Source organism: Streptomyces sp. XY431 (assembly GCF_001279805.1).
GTDB lineage: Bacteria > Actinomycetota > Actinomycetes > Streptomycetales > Streptomycetaceae > Kitasatospora > Kitasatospora purpeofusca.
This window is the reverse complement of the sequence record NZ_LGDO01000513.1, coordinates 1-16,599: the sequence shown is the minus strand read 5'-3', so window position 1 is coordinate 16,599 and position 16,599 is coordinate 1. Positions and strand designations below refer to the sequence as shown.

General features: G+C 72.1%; 16 protein-coding genes. 5 read left to right on the top strand and 11 right to left on the bottom strand.

All coding sequences use genetic code 11. The features are described 5' to 3' along the window. The 3 genes from ADK60_RS38140 (at nucleotide 1) to ADK60_RS38130 (ending at nucleotide 2,771) form a co-directional block, all read left to right on the top strand. Complete coding sequence (locus ADK60_RS38140) at nucleotides 1–1,335, top strand: cation:proton antiporter domain-containing protein (protein WP_053651443.1); 1,335 nt, start codon at nucleotides 1–3, stop codon at nucleotides 1,333–1,335. Nucleotides 1,336–1,403: 68 nt separating this feature from the next. Further along, nucleotides 1,404–2,186: an SDR family NAD(P)-dependent oxidoreductase gene (locus ADK60_RS38135; RefSeq protein ID WP_063783404.1), complete on the top strand. Its 783-nt coding sequence runs from the start codon at nucleotides 1,404–1,406 to the stop codon at nucleotides 2,184–2,186. 207 nt (nucleotides 2,187–2,393) lie between these two features. Beyond that, complete coding sequence (locus ADK60_RS38130) at nucleotides 2,394–2,771, top strand: nuclear transport factor 2 family protein (protein ID WP_053651418.1); 378 nt, start codon at nucleotides 2,394–2,396, stop codon at nucleotides 2,769–2,771. 12 nt (nucleotides 2,772–2,783) lie between these two features. Here the strand turns inward: ADK60_RS38130 and ADK60_RS38125 are convergent, their stop codons facing one another. The 8 genes from ADK60_RS38125 to ADK60_RS38090 form a co-directional block, all read right to left on the bottom strand. Further along, nucleotides 2,784–3,479 (bottom strand): response regulator transcription factor, encoded by a 696-nt coding sequence (locus ADK60_RS38125; RefSeq protein ID WP_052709170.1) that lies wholly within the window; start codon nucleotides 3,477–3,479, stop codon nucleotides 2,784–2,786. Nucleotides 3,480–3,620: 141 nt separating this feature from the next. Continuing rightward, nucleotides 3,621–4,748, bottom strand: coding sequence for an LLM class flavin-dependent oxidoreductase (locus ADK60_RS38120; RefSeq protein ID WP_053651416.1), 1,128 nt, complete (start codon nucleotides 4,746–4,748; stop codon nucleotides 3,621–3,623). Nucleotides 4,749–4,961: 213 nt separating this feature from the next. Further along, entirely contained in the window at nucleotides 4,962–5,609 is a 648-nt protein-coding gene (locus ADK60_RS38115) for a hemerythrin domain-containing protein (protein WP_053651414.1), read from the bottom strand. Between the two features lie 247 nt (nucleotides 5,610–5,856). Next, nucleotides 5,857–6,897 (bottom strand): methyltransferase, encoded by a 1,041-nt coding sequence (locus ADK60_RS38110; protein WP_053651412.1) that lies wholly within the window; start codon nucleotides 6,895–6,897, stop codon nucleotides 5,857–5,859. A gap of 22 nt (nucleotides 6,898–6,919) precedes the next feature. Beyond that, complete coding sequence (locus tag ADK60_RS41300) at nucleotides 6,920–7,705, bottom strand: AfsR/SARP family transcriptional regulator (RefSeq protein ID WP_045940719.1); 786 nt, start codon at nucleotides 7,703–7,705, stop codon at nucleotides 6,920–6,922. Between the two features lie 26 nt (nucleotides 7,706–7,731). Beyond that, nucleotides 7,732–8,253: a flavin reductase family protein gene (locus tag ADK60_RS38100; protein WP_052709172.1), complete on the bottom strand. Its 522-nt coding sequence runs from the start codon at nucleotides 8,251–8,253 to the stop codon at nucleotides 7,732–7,734. A gap of 464 nt (nucleotides 8,254–8,717) precedes the next feature. Continuing rightward, on the bottom strand, nucleotides 8,718–9,614 hold the full coding sequence (locus ADK60_RS38095; protein WP_053651409.1) for an SDR family NAD(P)-dependent oxidoreductase: 897 nt from the start codon (nucleotides 9,612–9,614) through the stop codon (nucleotides 8,718–8,720). Between the two features lie 49 nt (nucleotides 9,615–9,663). After that, a complete protein-coding gene (locus ADK60_RS38090) occupies nucleotides 9,664–11,352 on the bottom strand; it encodes an MFS transporter (protein ID WP_159400747.1) in 1,689 nt (562 codons plus the stop codon). A gap of 157 nt (nucleotides 11,353–11,509) precedes the next feature. On the opposite strand from ADK60_RS38090, the gene ADK60_RS38085 reads away from it, so the two are divergent. Then, nucleotides 11,510–11,989 (top strand): MarR family winged helix-turn-helix transcriptional regulator, encoded by a 480-nt coding sequence (locus tag ADK60_RS38085; RefSeq protein ID WP_052709675.1) that lies wholly within the window; start codon nucleotides 11,510–11,512, stop codon nucleotides 11,987–11,989. A gap of 92 nt (nucleotides 11,990–12,081) precedes the next feature. Here the strand turns inward: ADK60_RS38085 and ADK60_RS48565 are convergent, their stop codons facing one another. The 3 genes from ADK60_RS48565 to ADK60_RS38070 all read right to left on the bottom strand — a co-directional run bounded on the left by ADK60_RS48565 (nucleotide 12,082) and on the right by ADK60_RS38070 (nucleotide 15,097). After that, nucleotides 12,082–12,423, bottom strand: a complete 342-nt coding sequence (locus ADK60_RS48565; protein WP_079009048.1) for a ferredoxin — start codon at nucleotides 12,421–12,423, stop codon at nucleotides 12,082–12,084. Further along, the gene (locus ADK60_RS38075) at nucleotides 12,420–13,679 is read right to left on the bottom strand and encodes a cytochrome P450 (protein WP_053651405.1); all 1,260 of its coding nucleotides are present in this window, start codon (nucleotides 13,677–13,679) and stop codon (nucleotides 12,420–12,422) included. Before ADK60_RS38075 ends, ADK60_RS48565 begins: the two co-directional genes overlap by 4 nt. 134 nt (nucleotides 13,680–13,813) lie before the next feature. Next, nucleotides 13,814–15,097, bottom strand: coding sequence for an acyltransferase family protein (locus ADK60_RS38070; protein ID WP_079009047.1), 1,284 nt, complete (start codon nucleotides 15,095–15,097; stop codon nucleotides 13,814–13,816). Nucleotides 15,098–15,264: 167 nt separating this feature from the next. On the opposite strand from ADK60_RS38070, the gene ADK60_RS38065 reads away from it, so the two are divergent. Further along, a partial coding sequence (locus tag ADK60_RS38065) for an MFS transporter (RefSeq protein ID WP_063783402.1) occupies nucleotides 15,265–16,599 on the top strand: 1,335 nt, incomplete at its 3' end.

Sequence of the window (16,599 nt, the reverse complement as noted above, 5' to 3'; positions counted from 1 at the left end):
ATGGCCCAGGACTCTGCGACGGTCCTCGCGGAGACGGTCGCGGGCGCCGCGCTGGTGCTGGTCGCCGGCGCGGTGCTGATCCCGGTGCTGCGCCGGTTGCGCCAGCCGCCGGTGATCGCCGAGATCCTCGCCGGCATCGTGCTCGGCCCCAGCCTGCTCGGCCTCCTCCCCGGAGACCTGCCCGCCACCCTCTTCCCCCCGGCGGTGCGCACCAATCTGTCGGCCATCGCCCAGGTGGGCATCCTGTTCTTCATGTTCCTGATCGGCTGGGAGGCCGACCTCGGGCAGATGCGGGCCCGCCGCAAGGCGGTCCTCGGCATCTCGCTGTCCGCCATGGTGCTGCCCTTCGGCCTCGGTGCGGCGCTCGCGTGGTGGCTCTGGGACGGCCACCGCACGGTCGCCGGCCACGAGGTGGCCCGCCCGGCGTTCGTGCTCTTCATCGGTACCGCGATGGCGATCACCGCCTTCCCGGTACTGGCCCGGATCATCCAGGACCACCGGCTCCAGATGACCCCGGTGGGCATCCTCGCACTGGCCAGCGCGGCGGTCGGGGACGCGCTCGCCTGGTGCATGCTCGCGGTGGTCTCGCTGGTCGCGGCCGGTGGCGGCTCCGGGCACCTGACCACCATCCTGGTCGGGTCCGCGCTGTACGGCGCCGTCCTGGTCGGCGCGGTCCGCCCGCTGCTGGCCCGGCTGGTGACCCGGATGACCAAGGACGGCGTGGTGTCGGCCCGGCTGCTGCCGGTGGTCGCCGCCGGTGTCTTCGCGGCCGGTTGGACCACGCACCGGATCGGACTCGACGCCATCTTCGGCGCGTTCACCTTCGGCCTGGTGATGCCGCGCGGCACGCTGCGCTCGCTCAAGGCCGCCGTGGGCGTACCGCTGGAGCACTGCACGACCCTGCTGCTGCCGATCTTCTTCATCGCCACCGGCCTGTCGGTGGACGTCACCGGGCTCGGCTCGGCGGGTCTGCTGGAGCTGGCCGCGGTGATCGCGGTCGCCTGCCTCGGCAAGTTCGGCGGGACGCTCGGTCCGGCCCGACTGTCGGGCCTCTCCTGGCGGGACTCCTCGGTGCTCGGTGTGCTGATGAACACCCGCGGGCTGACCGAGCTGATCATCCTCAACGCGGGCGTGCGGATGGGCGTCCTGGACACCCGGATGTTCACCATGATGGTGCTGATGGCGCTGGTCACCACCGCGATGGCGGGGCCACTGGTGCCGCGCCGGGCCTATGCCCGGGACGACACGGCGGACGCCGTGGACGCCGTGGACGGCGCGCGTGGTGCGGACCCGTCGGGTCGAGCCCCGGCCGCCGTCCTGGAGAAGACCCCATGATCCGGCCGGCGCGCCGCGCCGCCCCCGCCGCGGCGCGCCGGCCCCACGGAACGGACGGAGACACCGACATGCCCTACCCCTACCAGCGGGCGCTGGTCACCGGTGCGTCCAGCGGCATCGGCGCGGCCTTCGCGGAGGAACTGGCCCGCCGCGGCGCCGCCGTCGTCCTGGTGGCGCGCCGCGAGGAGCGGCTGAAGGAACTGGCGGCACGGCTCGGCGAGCGGTACGGCGTCGGCACCGAGGTGCTGGCCGCGGACCTCGGCCGGGAGGAGGACCTGGCCGCGGTGGTGCGCCGGGCCGGCGACCCGGAGCGGCCGGTGGACCTCCTGGTCAACTGCGCCGGATACGGCTCGGCCGGCCTGTTCGCGGATCTGTCGGTCGAGCGCGAGGCACACCAGATCCGGGTCAACCTGGTCGCCCCCGTGCTGCTGAGCCATGCGGTGCTGGGCCCGATGGGACGGCTCGGACGGGGCGGGATAGTGAACGTCTCGTCGATCGTCTCGGTGCTGCCGATGCCCCGCTCGGCCGTGTACGGGGCGAGCAAGGCGTTCCTGGGGGCGTTCGGCGAGAGCCTCTTCCTGGAGACCGCGGCGAGCGGGGTGCACGTGACCACCGTGCGGACCGGGCTGGTGCGCACCGAGTTCCACGAGGCGGCCGGGGTGGACCCGGCCGGGCTGCCGAAACTGGGCTGGCTGGTACCGCAACGGATCGCGGCGGACGCGCTGGACGCGGTGGCGAAGGGTCGGCCCTTCGTCACGCCGGGCGCGGGGTACAAGCCCCAGCCGTACCTGCTGAGTGTGATGCCGCGCCGGTTGCTGCGGGCGATGGTCCGGCGGATGTACCGGGTGTGACGGTCTGTCTGCCTGTCTGCCTGTCTGCCTGTCTGTCTGTTGGACAGACGGGCGGACGGGCGGCTGAGGGGCGGACGGCCGGGGCCCGCGCGGGCGGGCCCCGGCCGTCCGTCGGAGGTTCGAGTGCTGTGACCGGGATGGTTCACCGTGGCCGGGAGACGGCTCACGGACGAGCGCGGTCCGCGGGGCAACTGGTATGAATGGTGCATGCAGGAAGAGACCGCGCAGTCCGCGATCGACACGTTCATCTCGGCGTTCAACGCCTCGGACGACAGCTATGTGACCGCGCTGCTCTCCCAGGCCCTGACCTCGGACGTGGTCTTCTGGGGACCGTTGGGCCGCACCGAGGGGATCGAGGCGGTCGAGCGGTTCGTGCTGGACATCCGGCGCCACCCCGCGGGGACCGGCACGATGGTGCGCTGTTCGGCGGTGGACATGCCGGACGAGTGGGCCCGGTACCAGTGGATCTTCACGACGCCGGATGGCGGCCCCCGCCTGTCGGGAACGGACGTCGTCCATCTGCGGCGGAACCTCATCGACCAGGTCATCGTCTTCGCGGGGGAGATCGAGCAGTCCGCCTCCTGAGTGGTCGGAGCACTAGGGTCGGACGGCGGCGGTGGGGCACGCGGGCGCGAGCCCGGTGTCCGCCGCCGCCTCGGCGTCCGCACGGGTGACCAGCCCGGCCTCGTGCGCGAAGATGATCACGCAGAGGCGGTTGCGCAGCCCGAGCTTCTGCATCAGTCGCCGGATGTGGGTGCGGACCGTGTTGGCGCTCAGCCACAGCGCGGCGGCGATCTCGGAGTTGCTCAGGCCCCCGCCGACCAGGGCGAGCACCTCCAGCTCGCGTCGGCTCAGACCGTCCAGCGCGGCCTGCGAACCGTGGCCGGTCACCCAGTGCACCGCCAGTCCGGCGCCCGGCAGCCGGTCGCCCTCGAAGAGCCCCGCCGGGAACACGGTGCAGCCGCCGGCCACCAGGGCCGCGCAGTCGGCGAGTTCACGATCGGGCGCCGAGCTCAGGACGATCCCGGTGACGCCGAGCCAGATCGCCCCGGTCAGCTCCTCGAAGGGCTCGTCCACCACCAGCAGGAGCGGCGGCGGGGCGCCCGCGCTGCCCGACACGATGCGGCGGATCAGCCCGATGCCGGGTTGATCCGCCGCCACGACCACCAACTCCGCGTGTTCGAAGTCCAGTTCGTCCTGGGAGATCAGGGTCAGCCCGTCGACGGCCGAGACCCGTTCTGCCAGTGCGTCGCGTTTGTGCGCGTCCGCCCCCACGACCGCCACCGCCACCATCCGGTCAGACCCCTTTCGGTTCGGGAACGCGGAGCCTCGCGGCGGAAGCCGTCGGGGGGCGGCGGGCAGGAGCCGGCCGGACCCCGTCGGAGTACGTGTTCAGTTCCGGGCGAGTGTAGGCGAAGGGCCGTCAAGGCGCGATCAGTTGGGCGCAGATCCGATCGATGCACCGCGGCCGCGCAGTCCGGCCTTCTCCAGCCGGGGGAGCACCTCGGCGGCGAAGTACTCCAGCTCGCCGAGGTAGTCGACGAAGGAGAGCGCGAGCCCGGTGACGCCGGCCCCGGCGAACCGGGCGATCGTCGCGACGATCTCGTCGGGCGTGCCCACCAGCGGGTGGCCGCCGTGGCCGGCGGCGAAGCGGGGCCGGAAGGCGGCGATCTGCTCCGGGCCGAACGACTGCGGATTGATGCCCTGCCCGGCCATCACGGTGTCCACCCCGGCCCAGTCGGCATGGGTGTCGGCGTAGTACGCGAGGAACTCCTCGGCCTCGCGGCGGGTGGGCCGGCAGACCACGAACGCGTTCGACAGCACGCCGACCGGACGGCCGCGGTGGGCCGTCGAGGCCCGCCGGGCTTCGGTGACCAGGCCGGAGCCGCGGTCCGGGTCGAAGGTGGCGGTGAGCAGGAAGTCGGCGTTCCGGGCGGCGAATTCACGCCCGGCGGGCGAGACGGCGGCGTTGATCACCGGAAGCGGGCCGGCGGCCGGGCGCGGGCTGCCGTGCAGCCCGCGCAGCCCGGGGAAGAACTCGCCGTCGTGGTCGAAGGGTTGTTCGCTGCTCCAGAGGGTCCGGACGATGTCCCACCACTCCTGGGCGTGCGCGTAGCGCTGGGCCGGGCTGCCGGGCAGGTCCAGCCCGAAGGCCGCGTACTCGGCCTCGTACCAGCCGGCCACGATGTTCAGTCCGGCCCGGCCGCCGCCGATCCGGTCGAGGGTGGCGAGCTGCTTGGCCGCCACCACCGGGTGCAGCAGGGCGCTGTGCACGGTCGCGAAGACGGAGATCCGTTCGGTGGCGGCGAGCAGCCCGCCCGCCCAGGTGATGGTCTCCAGAACGCTGTCGTGGAAGGTCGTCCCGGGCCAGCCGATCCAGCGGCCGACCGGGAGCAGGAAGTCGATCCCGGCCCGGTCCGCGAGCCGGGCCAGCGCCAGGTTGTCCTCCCAACTGCCCGACCAGCGCTCGTCGATCGTGGTGATCGCGAGCCCGGAGGAGGCGTTGGCGGCGAACAGGCCCAGCTTGAAGCCGCCGGTGTCCGCGGTGATCCCGTGTCCCATGGTCCCTCCCGTGCTTCGGCCGCCCGCCGGGCGGCGGTCCGGTCGCCGGCGGGGGCGGGCGGGCGGCGGGCCGACGACTGTCGGGAGCCGCGCGTCCGCCCCGTGCCGGGGCCGGGTGCTGTGGTCGTTCGAACATTTCCACAGCGGGGTTAAGCCGGGATCAAAGCAGGCGGGGCGGACGCGCGAAGGGGTGTACGGGCGGCGGGACTGCCGTCAGTGGCCGGAGTTGGTCCAGGTGTCCTGGGCCTTGTACATCGGCTTCCAGACCGAGTTCATGACCAGTCGCAGGGGTGCCGGCATGATCGAGGAGATCTTCGCGACGGTCTCCGGGGTCGCCTCGTCGAGCACCCAGGGGAAGAACTCGGCCGCCCCCTTGAAGCCGAGGCTGTTGCGCTGGTCCAGCACGAAGGCCTTCCACTCCTTCTCGGTCAGGGCCTCCTGGACGTAGGGCAGGCCGTCCCGCTCCTCGTGGAGCAGGTGCGCGTCGAGCGCCGAGCCGAGCGCGGCGACGGCCTCGCCGAGCTGCTCGGGCCGGGTGGCGTGGTCGGCCATGGCCCGCTCGACCTCGTCGAGCAGGGGGTCGATCAGGGTGTGCTCCTGCTCCAGCTCGCGCAGGGTCGACAGCTGCTCGGGGCTGCCGGACAGGCCCTTGGCCATCCGCGGCCAGAGGTCGCGGTCCTCGCCCTCGTGGTGGACGGCCAGCTGGGTCTTGAGGATGTTCCAACCGGTCCGGACGCGCTTGCGGGCGACCGGGTCGTCGAGGTCCTTGCGGGCGGCGGCGCCCTCCAGTCGGCGGATGTCGCGTCGGAAGGCCTCGTGACTGACCAGCATGACGGTCAGGTCGACGTAGTTCTTCGCCATGGGCGGGTTCTCCCTTCGGTGGCCGCGAGGCGCGTTTCCGTGGGAATCATTAGCTACCTCACGAAGTATCTGGGCGGGGAAGGCCCCCTGTCAAACCCGTTCGGGACGGGGGTGGCCGTGTCGTTCCGGTACTGACCGGGCGGGCCGGTCTGTCGGTCTGCCGGTCGGTCGGTGGCCGGTCGGTCGGTGGCCGTGGTGGGGCCGGGCGCGGGGGAGCGGCGCGCCCGGCCGTCGTGCGGACGTCCGATCAGGCCGGGCGGCGGCCCACCACGGCGGTGGCATGGGCCGGCAGGTCGAAGACGGACTCGACCTCCAGGCCCGCCTCCCGCATCCACCCGGCGCACTCGGACGGCGTGTACTCGTTGCCGGCGGGGGACTGCAGCATCATGGTCAGGCTGAGCAGCAGGGTGTCGATCTCGCTGCGGGCGTCGTCGATCATCGGGTCGTAGACGATCACCGCACCGCCCGGGCCGACCCCGGCGGCGGCCTGGGCGATCAGGCCGCGCCGCACGTCCACCGGGCAGTCGTGCAGCACGTTGCCGAACACCACCACCTCGGCGGTGGGCAGCCGGTCGACGTAGAAGTCGCCGCCGTGGAAGGCGATCCGGTCCGCCACCCCGTGCTCGTCGGCCAGCTCGTCCAGGAAGGGCTTCATCACCTGGCGGTCGAAGACGCCCCCGGACAGGTGCGGGTGCTCCGTCAGCAGTCGCGCCGCGAGGTTGCCCCGGGCGCCGCCGACGTCCACGAAGGACTTGTGCCGCCCCCAGTCGAAGCGTCGGGCCAGCTCCGGTCCGATCGCCCCGTTGAGGCTGTCCATCGCCGACAGGAACTGGCGCAGCCGCTCCTTGTCCCGGTAGATCTGGGCGAACGGCACCTCGGCGCCCTCCTGCCGGTGTGCCAGTCCGGTCCGCAGCAGGTCCGACAGGCTGTCCCACCCGGTCCCCATGAAGGCCGAGGTCATGGTCAGGAAGCCGCCGACGTAGCCCGGCGCGCCGGGCACCAGGTTGCGCCCGGCCGCCGGCCCGTTGCGGTACACGCCGTCGGTGCGCTCCAGCAGGCCCAGCGCGGTGAGCGCGTCCAGGAAGTCCGCCGCGGCCCGCGGGTGCAGCCCGAGCCGCTCGGCCAACTCCTCGACCGTGCCGGGCCGTTCGCCGAGCGCCTCGAACAGGCCGAGGTCCAGCGCGGTCATCATCAGCTTGCTGCGGACGAACGACCAGCCGACCAGCATCACGTCGAACGCGTCGTCCAGCGCCACCCGGTCCGTGCCGGGGTTCTCCGTCGTACCCATCACGATCTCCTTCGCTCGTGGATCACGCGGTCCACAGTCCGATTCCTTCGAGAGCCGTCCGGTCGGAGTCCAGCACCAGCTGGTGGACCAGGCGGAGGTCGTCACCCGGCTCGATGCCGAGCTCCTCGATCAGGCACTTGCGGGTGCCTCGGTACACCTGGAGCGCGTCCCCGCTGCGCCCGGAGAGGAACAGGGCGATCATCAGCATGGCCTGGAGGCGCTCGTTGAACGGGTAGCGGGTGACCAACTCGCGCAGCTCCGCGATGAGTTCGCCACGGATCCGGCCGAGTCGGAGCTCCAGGGAGATCCGGCTCTCCTGGACGGCCAGCCAGGATTCCTCCAGGCGGGAGGCCGCGCTCTGGAGCAGCAGGCCCTCCCGGAGGTCCACCAGCGGCGCGCTGTTCCACAGGCCGGTGGCCGCCCGGTAGTGCTGGAGCGCCACTTCCGGGTCGTCCAGTTCGTGGGCCGCCCGGGCGAGTGCCCAATGGCGGTCGAACTGGACCACGTCGATCGACTCCCGGTCCACCAGAAGGTAGTAGCCGGGCGCTTCGCTGACCAGAGAAACGCGATGGCGGGTGCTGCCGCCGTGCAAGGTCTTGCGCAATTGTGAGATGTACACGCGGAGGGCCTGCAATGCGGTCCGCGGCGGTCCCTGCGGCCAGAGTTCGTCGATCAGTGAATCGACCGGGAGAACCTTGTTGTGATGCACCAGGAGTGCTGCGAGTAACACCCGCAATTTGTGGGCCTGCGGCGTAAGAATACGCCCGTCGCCGTAGACCTGTAACTGTCCGAGCAGTCTGAATTTCATGCCGTGAGTCGTCCCCCGTTTCGATGTCAGCGGTGCGAGCGGAGCTTCCTCATGGCGCCGCCGAAGAAGACCAGTGGTGCGCCGTCGCGGTGCAGCAGGCCGATGTCCGCGACCCGGCCGATGACGATCGCGTGGTCGCCGGCCTCCACCTCGCGCACGACCTCGCAGGTCAGATAGGCCAGCGCGGCGGTGAGCACGGGACTGCGGCCCAGCCCCGGCAGCGAGTTCACCTTGAGGAAGCGGTCGCTCCCGGAGGCGAAGAGCGTCGAGATGTCCGCCTGTTGTTCGGACAGGATGTTCACCGTGAACGCCGATCCGACGTCCAGTGCGGCGAGGAAGGAGGATCTGCTGTGCACGCAGAAGAGCACGAGCGGCGGGTCCAGCGAAAGCGATGTGAACGAGTTGACGGTCATTCCGTACAGTTCGCCGCCGACGTTCGTGGTGACCACGGCGACTCCGGTGGCGAACCGGCCGAATATCGCTCTGAGTTCGCGCTGATCGATGTCACCCGAAACCTGGTCGGGTCTGACTGGTGCTTGTTTGTCCATGATTGTTCTCCTCGGTTGATGCCGAGAGATCATGGCGGGGACGTTCAGGCCGGCGGCGCACCGGTGCACCGGGTCGACGGTGCGCGCGACAGGAGTGTTCCCCCGTTTCGGCGACGCACGTGCGGACGGTGCTGCGGTGGTCACTCTGCGGACGCCCGGTGTCCCCCCACAACCGCGTCGTTGCGCAGAACCTATCGCGCGTCCCGAAGTCGGGATATCGACCCTCGGGATGAATCCGGGCTAGTCGTGGAGCGCGCAGTTCCGTTCGAGTACGGGTATTTCGGGGGGATCCACCCGGTTCGGGAGCGGCGAAAGGCCGACTCTGCCATGGACACGTTATGCCATGGCCATGGAATGGAAATGCGATTCCGACCGGGCGGCGGCGGGGGCGGGCCCCGGGTCCGCTCGGGCAGGGGCGCGCCCGGGTCCGTCCGGGTCCCGGGCCTGTTGGGCGGTGGCCGGCGTCAGAGCATGGCGGTGCCGCCGTCGACCAGCAGGTAGCCGCCGGTCAGGTAGGACGCCTCCTCGGAGGCGAGGAAGGCCACCGTGTGCGCGACGTCCTCCGGGGTGCCGTTGCGCCGCACCGCCGTGCGCGCCGCGTTGGCCGCGCGCACCGGCTCCGGGATGTGGGTGGCGAGCTCGCTGAGGATCAGACCGGGCGCCACCAGGTTGACCCGGACTCCCGCCGGTCCCACCTCACGGGCCAGCGTCCGTACGGCGGCGTCGAGGGCCGACTTCGCCATCGAGAGCGTCCCGAACCCCTCCGGGGAGCGCCGGGAGAGCGACGCGCCGACCGCCACCACCGTGCCCCGGCCGCGTTCGACCATGCCCGGGACGACCAGCCGCACCGGGTGGAGGAAGGCCCGCAGCTGGGCGTCGACCACCGCCAGGGCGTCCTCCGGGGCGGTCCGCAGCAGCGGTGACGGCCGGCCGGCCCGGGCGCCGACGCCGATCGCGTTGGCCACCAGGATGTCCACCGGCCCGAGTTCCTGCTCGGCCCGGGCCACCAGATCGGCGGCCCGGGCGGCGTCGGTGACGTCCGCCTGCAGGGCGAGCGCACGCCCGCCGGCCGCCTCGATGGCGGCGACGAGGGTCTCGGCGGCGTCCTTGTCGGTGTGGTAGTTGACGGCGACGGCGGCGCCGCGCTCGGCGAGCAGTCGCGCGGTGGCGGCGCCGATGCCGCGGCTCGCGCCGGTGACCAGGGCGGTCCGACCGCTGAGCGCGGCGGCGCGGGCACCCGCACCCGTGGGGGTGCCGGTGCCCGCGCCGTTGGTGCCGCTCTCGTTGGTGCCGCTCTCGTTGGTGCTGCCGGTGCTGCCGGTGCTGTCGTGCCGTGGGCTCGGGCTGGGGTTCGGGTTCATGGGAGGTCCTTTCGTCCCCGCCCGAACCGCTCGGCGCGGGCAGGGTCCGTCAGTGGGCGGCGCCCGCCTGCAGGCCCCGCCGCAGCGGCAGCCGGAAGACGAGCAGGAAGACCAGCGCGTACACCGCGATCTCGTAGAAGAGGCTGCGGTCCATCGAGTGGGAGAAGTGCTTGCGGGTCGTTTCCTTCATGGTGTCGGCGACCAGTGCGGACACCGCCGGGTCACCGACCTGGGCAGCCTGGCCGATCAGCGCGGTGCAACTGGGCTGGATCTTGCCCGGGTCGTCGGCGCCCGACTGGTCCTTGAAGCAGGTGATCAGCCCGTCCTCCAGCGCCTGGGCGGTCTGCGGTGAGACCGACGTGGTGCGCAACCGGTCGCCGAAGGAGGGGAGTTCGGCCCGGGCGGCGGCCGTCGCGTTGCCGCTGAGCAGCCCGAAGAAGATCGCTCCGAGCACGGCCACGCCGACCGCGTTGCCCGCCTGTCCCAGGGTGGCCTGGACGCCGGACGCGGAGCCCGCGCTCGGCCCGGTGGCCTCGGCGAGGACGAGGTCGTTCACGGTGGTCACGATCATGCCCAGGCCGATGCCGACGATCACCTCGGCGGGAGTGAGCTTCCAGATCGTCAGGTCCGTCGGATAGGTGCGCAGGGTGTACATCAGCGCGACCATGCCCGCGATCATCACGACGGCACCGATCTGCAGCACGACCTTGCCGAGCTTGGGCAGCAGCGGGATCGCGATGCCCGAGGCGAGGCCGGTGCCGAGGGCGATCGGCAGGAAGGCGAGCCCGGTCTTCAGCGCGGAGAACTGGTGGCCCGCCTGGAGCTCGATCGCGAGGATCAGGAAGACCGAGGACACGCCGGCGAAGCAGAGGAACTGGATCACCAGCCCGAGGCCGAAGGAGCCGCCGCGGAACTGGGTGAGGTCGACCACCGGGGAGCCGCCGCGCTCCTGCAGCCGCCGCTGGTTGACCCAGAAGAGGAACAGCACCGGCACCGAGAGGCCGAGCAGCAGCCAGATCCACCAGGCCCAGTCGGCCTGCGGCCCCTGGATCAGCGGGAAGATTACCAGGGTGACCGCGAAGGTCCCCAGCAGCGCCCCGCGGATGTCCAGCCGGGTCCGTTCCTCCGCGCGCCGCTCCCGCAGCAGCCGCCAGGCGCCGACCGCCGCGAGCACCCCGATCGGAATGTTGATCAGGAAGATCGGCCGCCAGTCGGTGCCGAAGAGATCGAGGTCGATCAGTTCGCCGCCCAGCAGCGGTCCCGCCATGCCGGCGAGCCCGGTCACGGCGCCGAGCGCCCCGAACGCGGCCGCGCGGTGCTTGCCGAGGAAGGTCACATGGATCAGCGACACCACCTGCGGGAACATCAGGGACGCCGCCAGCCCCTGGACCAGCCGGAAGCCGACGATGAGCGGTCCGGACGTGGCGATGCCGCAGAGCAACGAGGCCACCGTGAAGGCCGCCACGCCGTAGACGAAGACCCGCCGCGCGCCGTAGATGTCGCCGAGCCGGCCACCGGTCACCAGGCCGGCGGCGAACGTGAGTTGGTAGCCCGCGAGGACCCACTGGACCTCCGCGTAGCTGGCGCCCAGCGAGTCCTGGATCTGCGGCGACGCGACCGTGACCACGGTGACGTCGAGCAGCTCCATGAAGGCGGCCAGCAGGATGACGGCAAGGCCCAGCCAGTCCCGGCGGGAGGGGGGCCGGGGTTCGGTGGGTGGTGCGGGGGTAGTGCTCACGTCGGTGTTGGTCACAGCTGCTCCGATCGTTACCCAGGTCACACAACCATTAGCAGCCTAACGAACGAATTAAGCGACGGTCAACCGCCCGGGGCTGGTCAACGCACCGGTCGGCGCTACGCTTCACAGAGGATTTCGTGACGAATGGGAGGTTGGGATGCCCGGCCGGCAGAGCGCAGAACGGTTCGCCGCCGAGGCGGACGCCGGTCCGACGTGGCTGCGGACCAGCGTCGCGCCCAAGCTGCACCTGACCGCGAAGTCCTGTCGCGCGTTCTTCGAGGAGCGCCTCGCCGAGGCCGGCGCGACCTTCGCGGCCTGGACGGTGCTCGCCGCCCTCAAGCTCGAGGGCCCGATGATCCAGCGCGCACTCGCCCAGTACCTGAGCATCGAGGGCCCGACGCTCTCCCGACACCTGGAGTCGATGGAGCGGCGCGGCCTGGTCGTCCGCAAGCGCACCGACGTCGACCGCCGGGCGGCGACCGTGGAGATCGCGCCCGACGGCGAGGAGATGTACAACCGGATCTCCTCCGTCGCGATCAGCAGCCAGCAGGACATGCTCAAGGGCCTCAGCGACCGGGAGGTCGCGCAGCTCGCGACGCTGCTGGACCGGATCCTGGAGAACGTCGGGCCGCGCTGAGGGCGGGCCGCGCCGGCGTCGGGGCGCGCTGACGGCAGGTGGCCGACGGCGCGCCGGGTCCGTCGGTCGCCGCGCCCGCCGGCGTCGGGGTGTCAGTCCGCCGCGGCCGCCGGTGCGGTGCGCGCGAGCAGGCGGAGCGCGCCGGACGGGCAGAGCCGCACGGCCTCCTCCACCCCCTGCCGGTCGGCGCGCCCCAGGCCGTCCAGGCCCTCGCGCAGCAGGACCACGATGCCGTCGTTGTCCTGGTCGAACACCTCCGGAGCGGACAGCACGCACTGTCCGGCGCCCACGCAGTCGTCGTGGAGCACGTCGACGCGGAGCGCGGTGTCGGCGGTGCTGCCGCTGCCGCTGCCGCTGCCGGTGTCGGCGCCGGCGCTGGTGCCGCCGGCGGTGTCGTCGCCGGTGGATCCGTCGGTGCGGTGGTTCTCGGTCATGCCTCGGCCCCCCAGGTGATCAGAAGTTCGTTGACGCCCTGCACCGTGCCGCCGTCGCGCAGCACCAGGTCGCTCCGGTCGACCGCGAGCCGCAGGTCGGGGATGCGGGAGAACAGCGCGGGCAGCGCGATCTGCAGCTCCGCGCGGGCGAGGTTCTGGCCCAGGCACTGGTGCACCCCGTACCCGAAGGCGAGGTGGTGCCGGCTGCCCCGGGCGATGTCGAAGGCGTCCGGGTCGGTGAACGCGGACGGGTCGCGGTTGGCCAGTGAATGCGAGACCACCAGGCTGTCGCCCCGCTTGACGGTGATGCCGCCGATCTCGACGTCCGCGACCGCCACCCGGGTGCCCGCGATGTCCGCGATCGACAGGTAGCGCAGCAGCTCCTCGACCGCCGGCCCCACCAGTGCCTCGTCCCCGCGCAGCTTCGCCAGCTGCTCCGGGTGCGCGAGCAGGGTGATCACGCCGAGGGTGATCATCGAGGCGGTGGTCTCGTGCCCGGCGATCAGCAGCATCAGCGCGTTCATGATGAGTTCGTGCTTGGCCAGCCGGTCGGTCGCCACGTGCTCGGTCGCGATCCGGCCGATCATCCCGGCGCCCGGCTGCTTCAGGCAGGCCGAGATCAGCTCGTCGAAGTACGCGATGAGCAGCCCGACCGACTCGATCGCCTGCTCCGGGCTCTCCGCCTGGACCAGGTTCTGGCTGGTCTCCTGGAAGAACGTGTGGTCCGAGTACGGCACCCCCAGGATCTCGCAGATCACCCGGGACGGGACCGGCAGCGAGAACGCCTGCACGAGGTCGAGCGGGCCGCCGCGCGCCAGCATCTCGTCGATGTGTTCGTCGACGATCGCCGCGATGTCCGGCCGGATCGCATTGATGCTGCGGACCGAGAATTCCGCGAGCATGGTCCGGCGGTGCCGGGTGTGGTCCGGCGGGTCCATTCCGACGAAGGACGGCGGCTGGAACCGGATTCCCTCCATGCGCTCGGAAACAATCGGATATCCCGGATTCATCCGGTCCGCCGAGAGGGCCGTGCCCCCCAGCAGTTGCCGCGCGGCCTCGTACCCGCTCACCACCCAGGCCGGCGACCCGTCGTAGAGCGTGGCCGCCCGGACCGGCGCACCGTCGCGGAACGCCTGGTAGCCGGACGGCGGGAGATACGGGCAGGTCCGGTCCTGCGGGAACAGCGGCGGCTCCGCGGCCGGGCCGGCGCGCCCCTCCCGGACCGGTTCGCTGTCGGTGTTGACGGTCTCGCTCATGCGACCCCCTCGGATCACCTGGATCGACTTCCGTGTCGACAGGCAGGCTATGGTTGGGCGATTAATTTTCGATCAAATGAATTACGGGCTGTCCGGCTGGACCCGGAGTTCCACCGGAGTTCCATCGGAGTTTTTCACCGGCGGTTTTCGCCGGGTGATTTCCCGGACGACTTCCCGGACGACTTCCCGGGTGATTCGCCGGGTGATTCGCCGGATGGTTTCCCGGCCCGGAAGCGGCGGCGCAGCCGGAGTTCGAGCGGATGCTCCACGAAGCGGTAGAAGAAGGCCGAGACGGCGAGCGTGATCGCCAGCGCCAGCACCGCGTGGCCCAGGTGTCCGGTCCGCGCCGGCACCGGGTCGGTGAAGAAGTCCGCGACCTTGCGGCCCGGGGAGGCGGCCAGCGCCACTGGCAGGATCACCGTGAACTGGAAGAGGTAGAAGGCGTACGACCACTGACCGAGCCGCACCATCGGCCGCGAGCGCAGCAGCGAGGGTCCGCCGTCCAGGTCCCGCCGGGCCAACGCGGCGATCAGCAGTGCGAAGAACGGGGTGAGCGCGGGGTCGACGGCGTCGAACAGCACCTGCGCGCGGAACGCCTCGCCGCGCAGCAGCCAGAGCGTGACCAGCGGCACCAGCAGTGCCGCCAGCGCCACGTCCACCCGGACCGCCCGCCACCCGCGCCGTACCGCGATCGCCGCTGCCACTCCGATCAGGAACTGCGGGATCCGCGCGACCGGCGCGTAGACCCCGAACACGGCCGGCCCGTAACCGTCCAGGCTGGACACCCGGAACACGGGCGGGTACGCCACCCAGAGCCCGATCCGCACCGCCCACAGCGCCGCCACCGACCCGGCCACCAGCACGACCAGGCGGCGCGTCGACCAGTCGGTCATCCGGCGGGCGATGCCGGGCAGCAGCGCGTAGAAGAAGGCCTCGCAGGAGAGCGACCAGGTCACCGGCGTCGCACCGGTGAGGATCCAGTCCGGTACCCAGGCCTGGACCAGCAGGATCGCGGAGAGTGCGACCACCAGCAGGTGCAGCGGCGAGCCCGAGTCCTTGTTCGGCAGCGCGAACAGCGTCGGCAGCAGCGCGGCCACCGCCAGCAGCGGCCACACCCGGGCGAACCGGCGGCCGTAGAACGAGCGCGCTGAGTCGGCCCCCGTCCAGGTCCAGGCGAGCACGAAGCCGGACAGGACGAAGAACAGCGAGACCCCCGATTCCCCGAGCGAGAACAGGCCCCGGGTGTGCGGCAGCGGCAGCAGGATGTTGATGTGCGACAGGAAGACACCGAAGGTGGCGATCCAGCGCAGCCCGGTCAGGGAGTCCAGCCGGACGCCGGCCGGCACCGGGCGACCGGCCCTGGGTGGACTGCTGCCCCTCGGCAGGCCGCTGCGCTTCTCGACCGACGCGCTCGACATACGGCCCTCGCCTCCACTAGCTCCGGCCCTGCCGTCCGGGCCCGTGTGTGCACGGGCCCGCTCAGGGGCAGAGCCATCCCACCGGGTGGCGATGAAGCCGGGGTCAAGCGGGCGCAAACGCCCCCCGGTGTCCGTGGCCGGGGCGGCCGGGACGACGATGGGGCACTGTGTCGACCAATCATCCTGCCAATTCGCCGGCCGACGGAGACTCGCCGCCGTCCCCCGCCCCGTCGTCCGCCCCGTCCCCTGCCCCGTCCTCCGCCCCGTCCTCCGCGCCGCCGCGGTCCCGCTACCGGCGGCTGGCCCGGGGAGCCTTCGCCGACCTCAGCCCGTTGCGCGACCACGCCGACTACCGGCGGGTGTGGTTCGGCCAGTCCATCTCCTCCATAGGCCAGCAGATGACGGCCGTCGCCGTCTCGGTCCAGGTCTACGACCTCACCGGCTCCACCTTCGCGACCGGCCTGGTCGGCCTCTTCTCCCTGGTCCCGCTGATCGCCTTCGGCCTCTACGGCGGCGCCATCGCCGACACCGCCGACCGCCGCCGGCTCGGCCTGATCGGCTCGGCCGGCCTCGCCGTCGTCTCCGCCGTCCTCGCTGCCCAGGCGATCGCGGGCCTCGGCCTCGTCGCGGTCCTCTACGTCGCGGTGGCCCTCCAGGCCGCCTTCTTCGCGCTCGCCTCGCCCGCCCGCTCGGCGATGATCCCGCGCCTCGTCCCCGCCGAGCAGCTCCCCGCCGCCAACGCCCTGAACACCGTCAGCATGAACCTCGGCCTCACCGTCGGCCCCATGATCGGCGGCGTCCTCATCGGCGCCTACGGGGTCCAGGCCGCCTACCTGGTCGACACCGTCGCCTTCGGAGCCACCCTCTACGCGATGTGGCGCCTGCCCGCCATGCGCCCGCTCGGCGACCGCAAGGGCCGCGCCTCCGTCCTCGACGGCCTCCGCTTCCTGCGCGAGCAGCCCAACCTGCGCACCAGCTTCCTCGCCGACCTCGCCGCCATGATCTTCGGCATGCCGCGCGCCCTCTTCCCGGCCCTCGCCGTCACCTTCTACGGCGGCGACGCCCGCACCGTCGGCCTGCTCGCTGCCGCCCCCGCCGTCGGCGCCCTGGCCGGCGCCCTCTTCTCCGGCTGGGTCGGCCGCATCCACCGCCAGGGCGCCGCCGTCATGACCGCCGTCGCCGCCTGGGGCCTCGCCATCGCCGCCTTCGGCCTGGCCCGCAACCTCTGGCTCGGCCTCCTCCTGCTCGCCGCCGCCGGCTGCGCCGACACCATCAGCATGATCTTCCGCAACACGATGATGCAGGTCGCCGCCCCCGACGAGATGCGCGGCCGCCTCCAGGGCGTCTTCATCGTGATCGTCGCCGGCGGCCCCCGCCTCGGCGACTTCGAGTCCGGCGCCGTCGCCTCCCTCACCAGCCCGACCGTCTCCGTCGTCAGCGGCGGCCTCGCCTGCGTCGCCGCCATCCTCCTCCTCGCCGCCCGCCGCCCCGCCTTCCTCCGC

What these genes read in the sequence shown, in the direction of transcription:
- ADK60_RS38140 (WP_053651443.1), top strand. Translation starts at nt 1, where the DNA reads ATGGCCCAGGACTCTGCGACGGTCCTCGCGGAGACGGTCGCGGGCGCC.
- ADK60_RS38135 (WP_063783404.1), top strand. Translation starts at nt 1,404, where the DNA reads ATGCCCTACCCCTACCAGCGGGCGCTGGTCACCGGTGCGTCCAGCGGC.
- ADK60_RS38130 (WP_053651418.1), top strand. Translation starts at nt 2,394, where the DNA reads ATGCAGGAAGAGACCGCGCAGTCCGCGATCGACACGTTCATCTCGGCG.
- ADK60_RS38125 (WP_052709170.1), bottom strand. Translation starts at nt 3,479, where the DNA reads ATGGTGGCGGTGGCGGTCGTGGGGGCGGACGCGCACAAACGCGACGCA.
- ADK60_RS38120 (WP_053651416.1), bottom strand. Translation starts at nt 4,748, where the DNA reads ATGGGACACGGGATCACCGCGGACACCGGCGGCTTCAAGCTGGGCCTG.
- ADK60_RS38115 (WP_053651414.1), bottom strand. Translation starts at nt 5,609, where the DNA reads ATGGCGAAGAACTACGTCGACCTGACCGTCATGCTGGTCAGTCACGAG.
- ADK60_RS38110 (WP_053651412.1), bottom strand. Translation starts at nt 6,897, where the DNA reads ATGGGTACGACGGAGAACCCCGGCACGGACCGGGTGGCGCTGGACGAC.
- ADK60_RS41300 (WP_045940719.1), bottom strand. Translation starts at nt 7,705, where the DNA reads ATGAAATTCAGACTGCTCGGACAGTTACAGGTCTACGGCGACGGGCGT.
- ADK60_RS38100 (WP_052709172.1), bottom strand. Translation starts at nt 8,253, where the DNA reads ATGGACAAACAAGCACCAGTCAGACCCGACCAGGTTTCGGGTGACATC.
- ADK60_RS38095 (WP_053651409.1), bottom strand. Translation starts at nt 9,614, where the DNA reads ATGAACCCGAACCCCAGCCCGAGCCCACGGCACGACAGCACCGGCAGC.
- ADK60_RS38085 (WP_052709675.1), top strand. Translation starts at nt 11,510, where the DNA reads ATGCCCGGCCGGCAGAGCGCAGAACGGTTCGCCGCCGAGGCGGACGCC.
- ADK60_RS48565 (WP_079009048.1), bottom strand. Translation starts at nt 12,423, where the DNA reads ATGACCGAGAACCACCGCACCGACGGATCCACCGGCGACGACACCGCC.
- ADK60_RS38075 (WP_053651405.1), bottom strand. Translation starts at nt 13,679, where the DNA reads ATGAGCGAGACCGTCAACACCGACAGCGAACCGGTCCGGGAGGGGCGC.
- ADK60_RS38070 (WP_079009047.1), bottom strand. Translation starts at nt 15,097, where the DNA reads ATGTCGAGCGCGTCGGTCGAGAAGCGCAGCGGCCTGCCGAGGGGCAGC.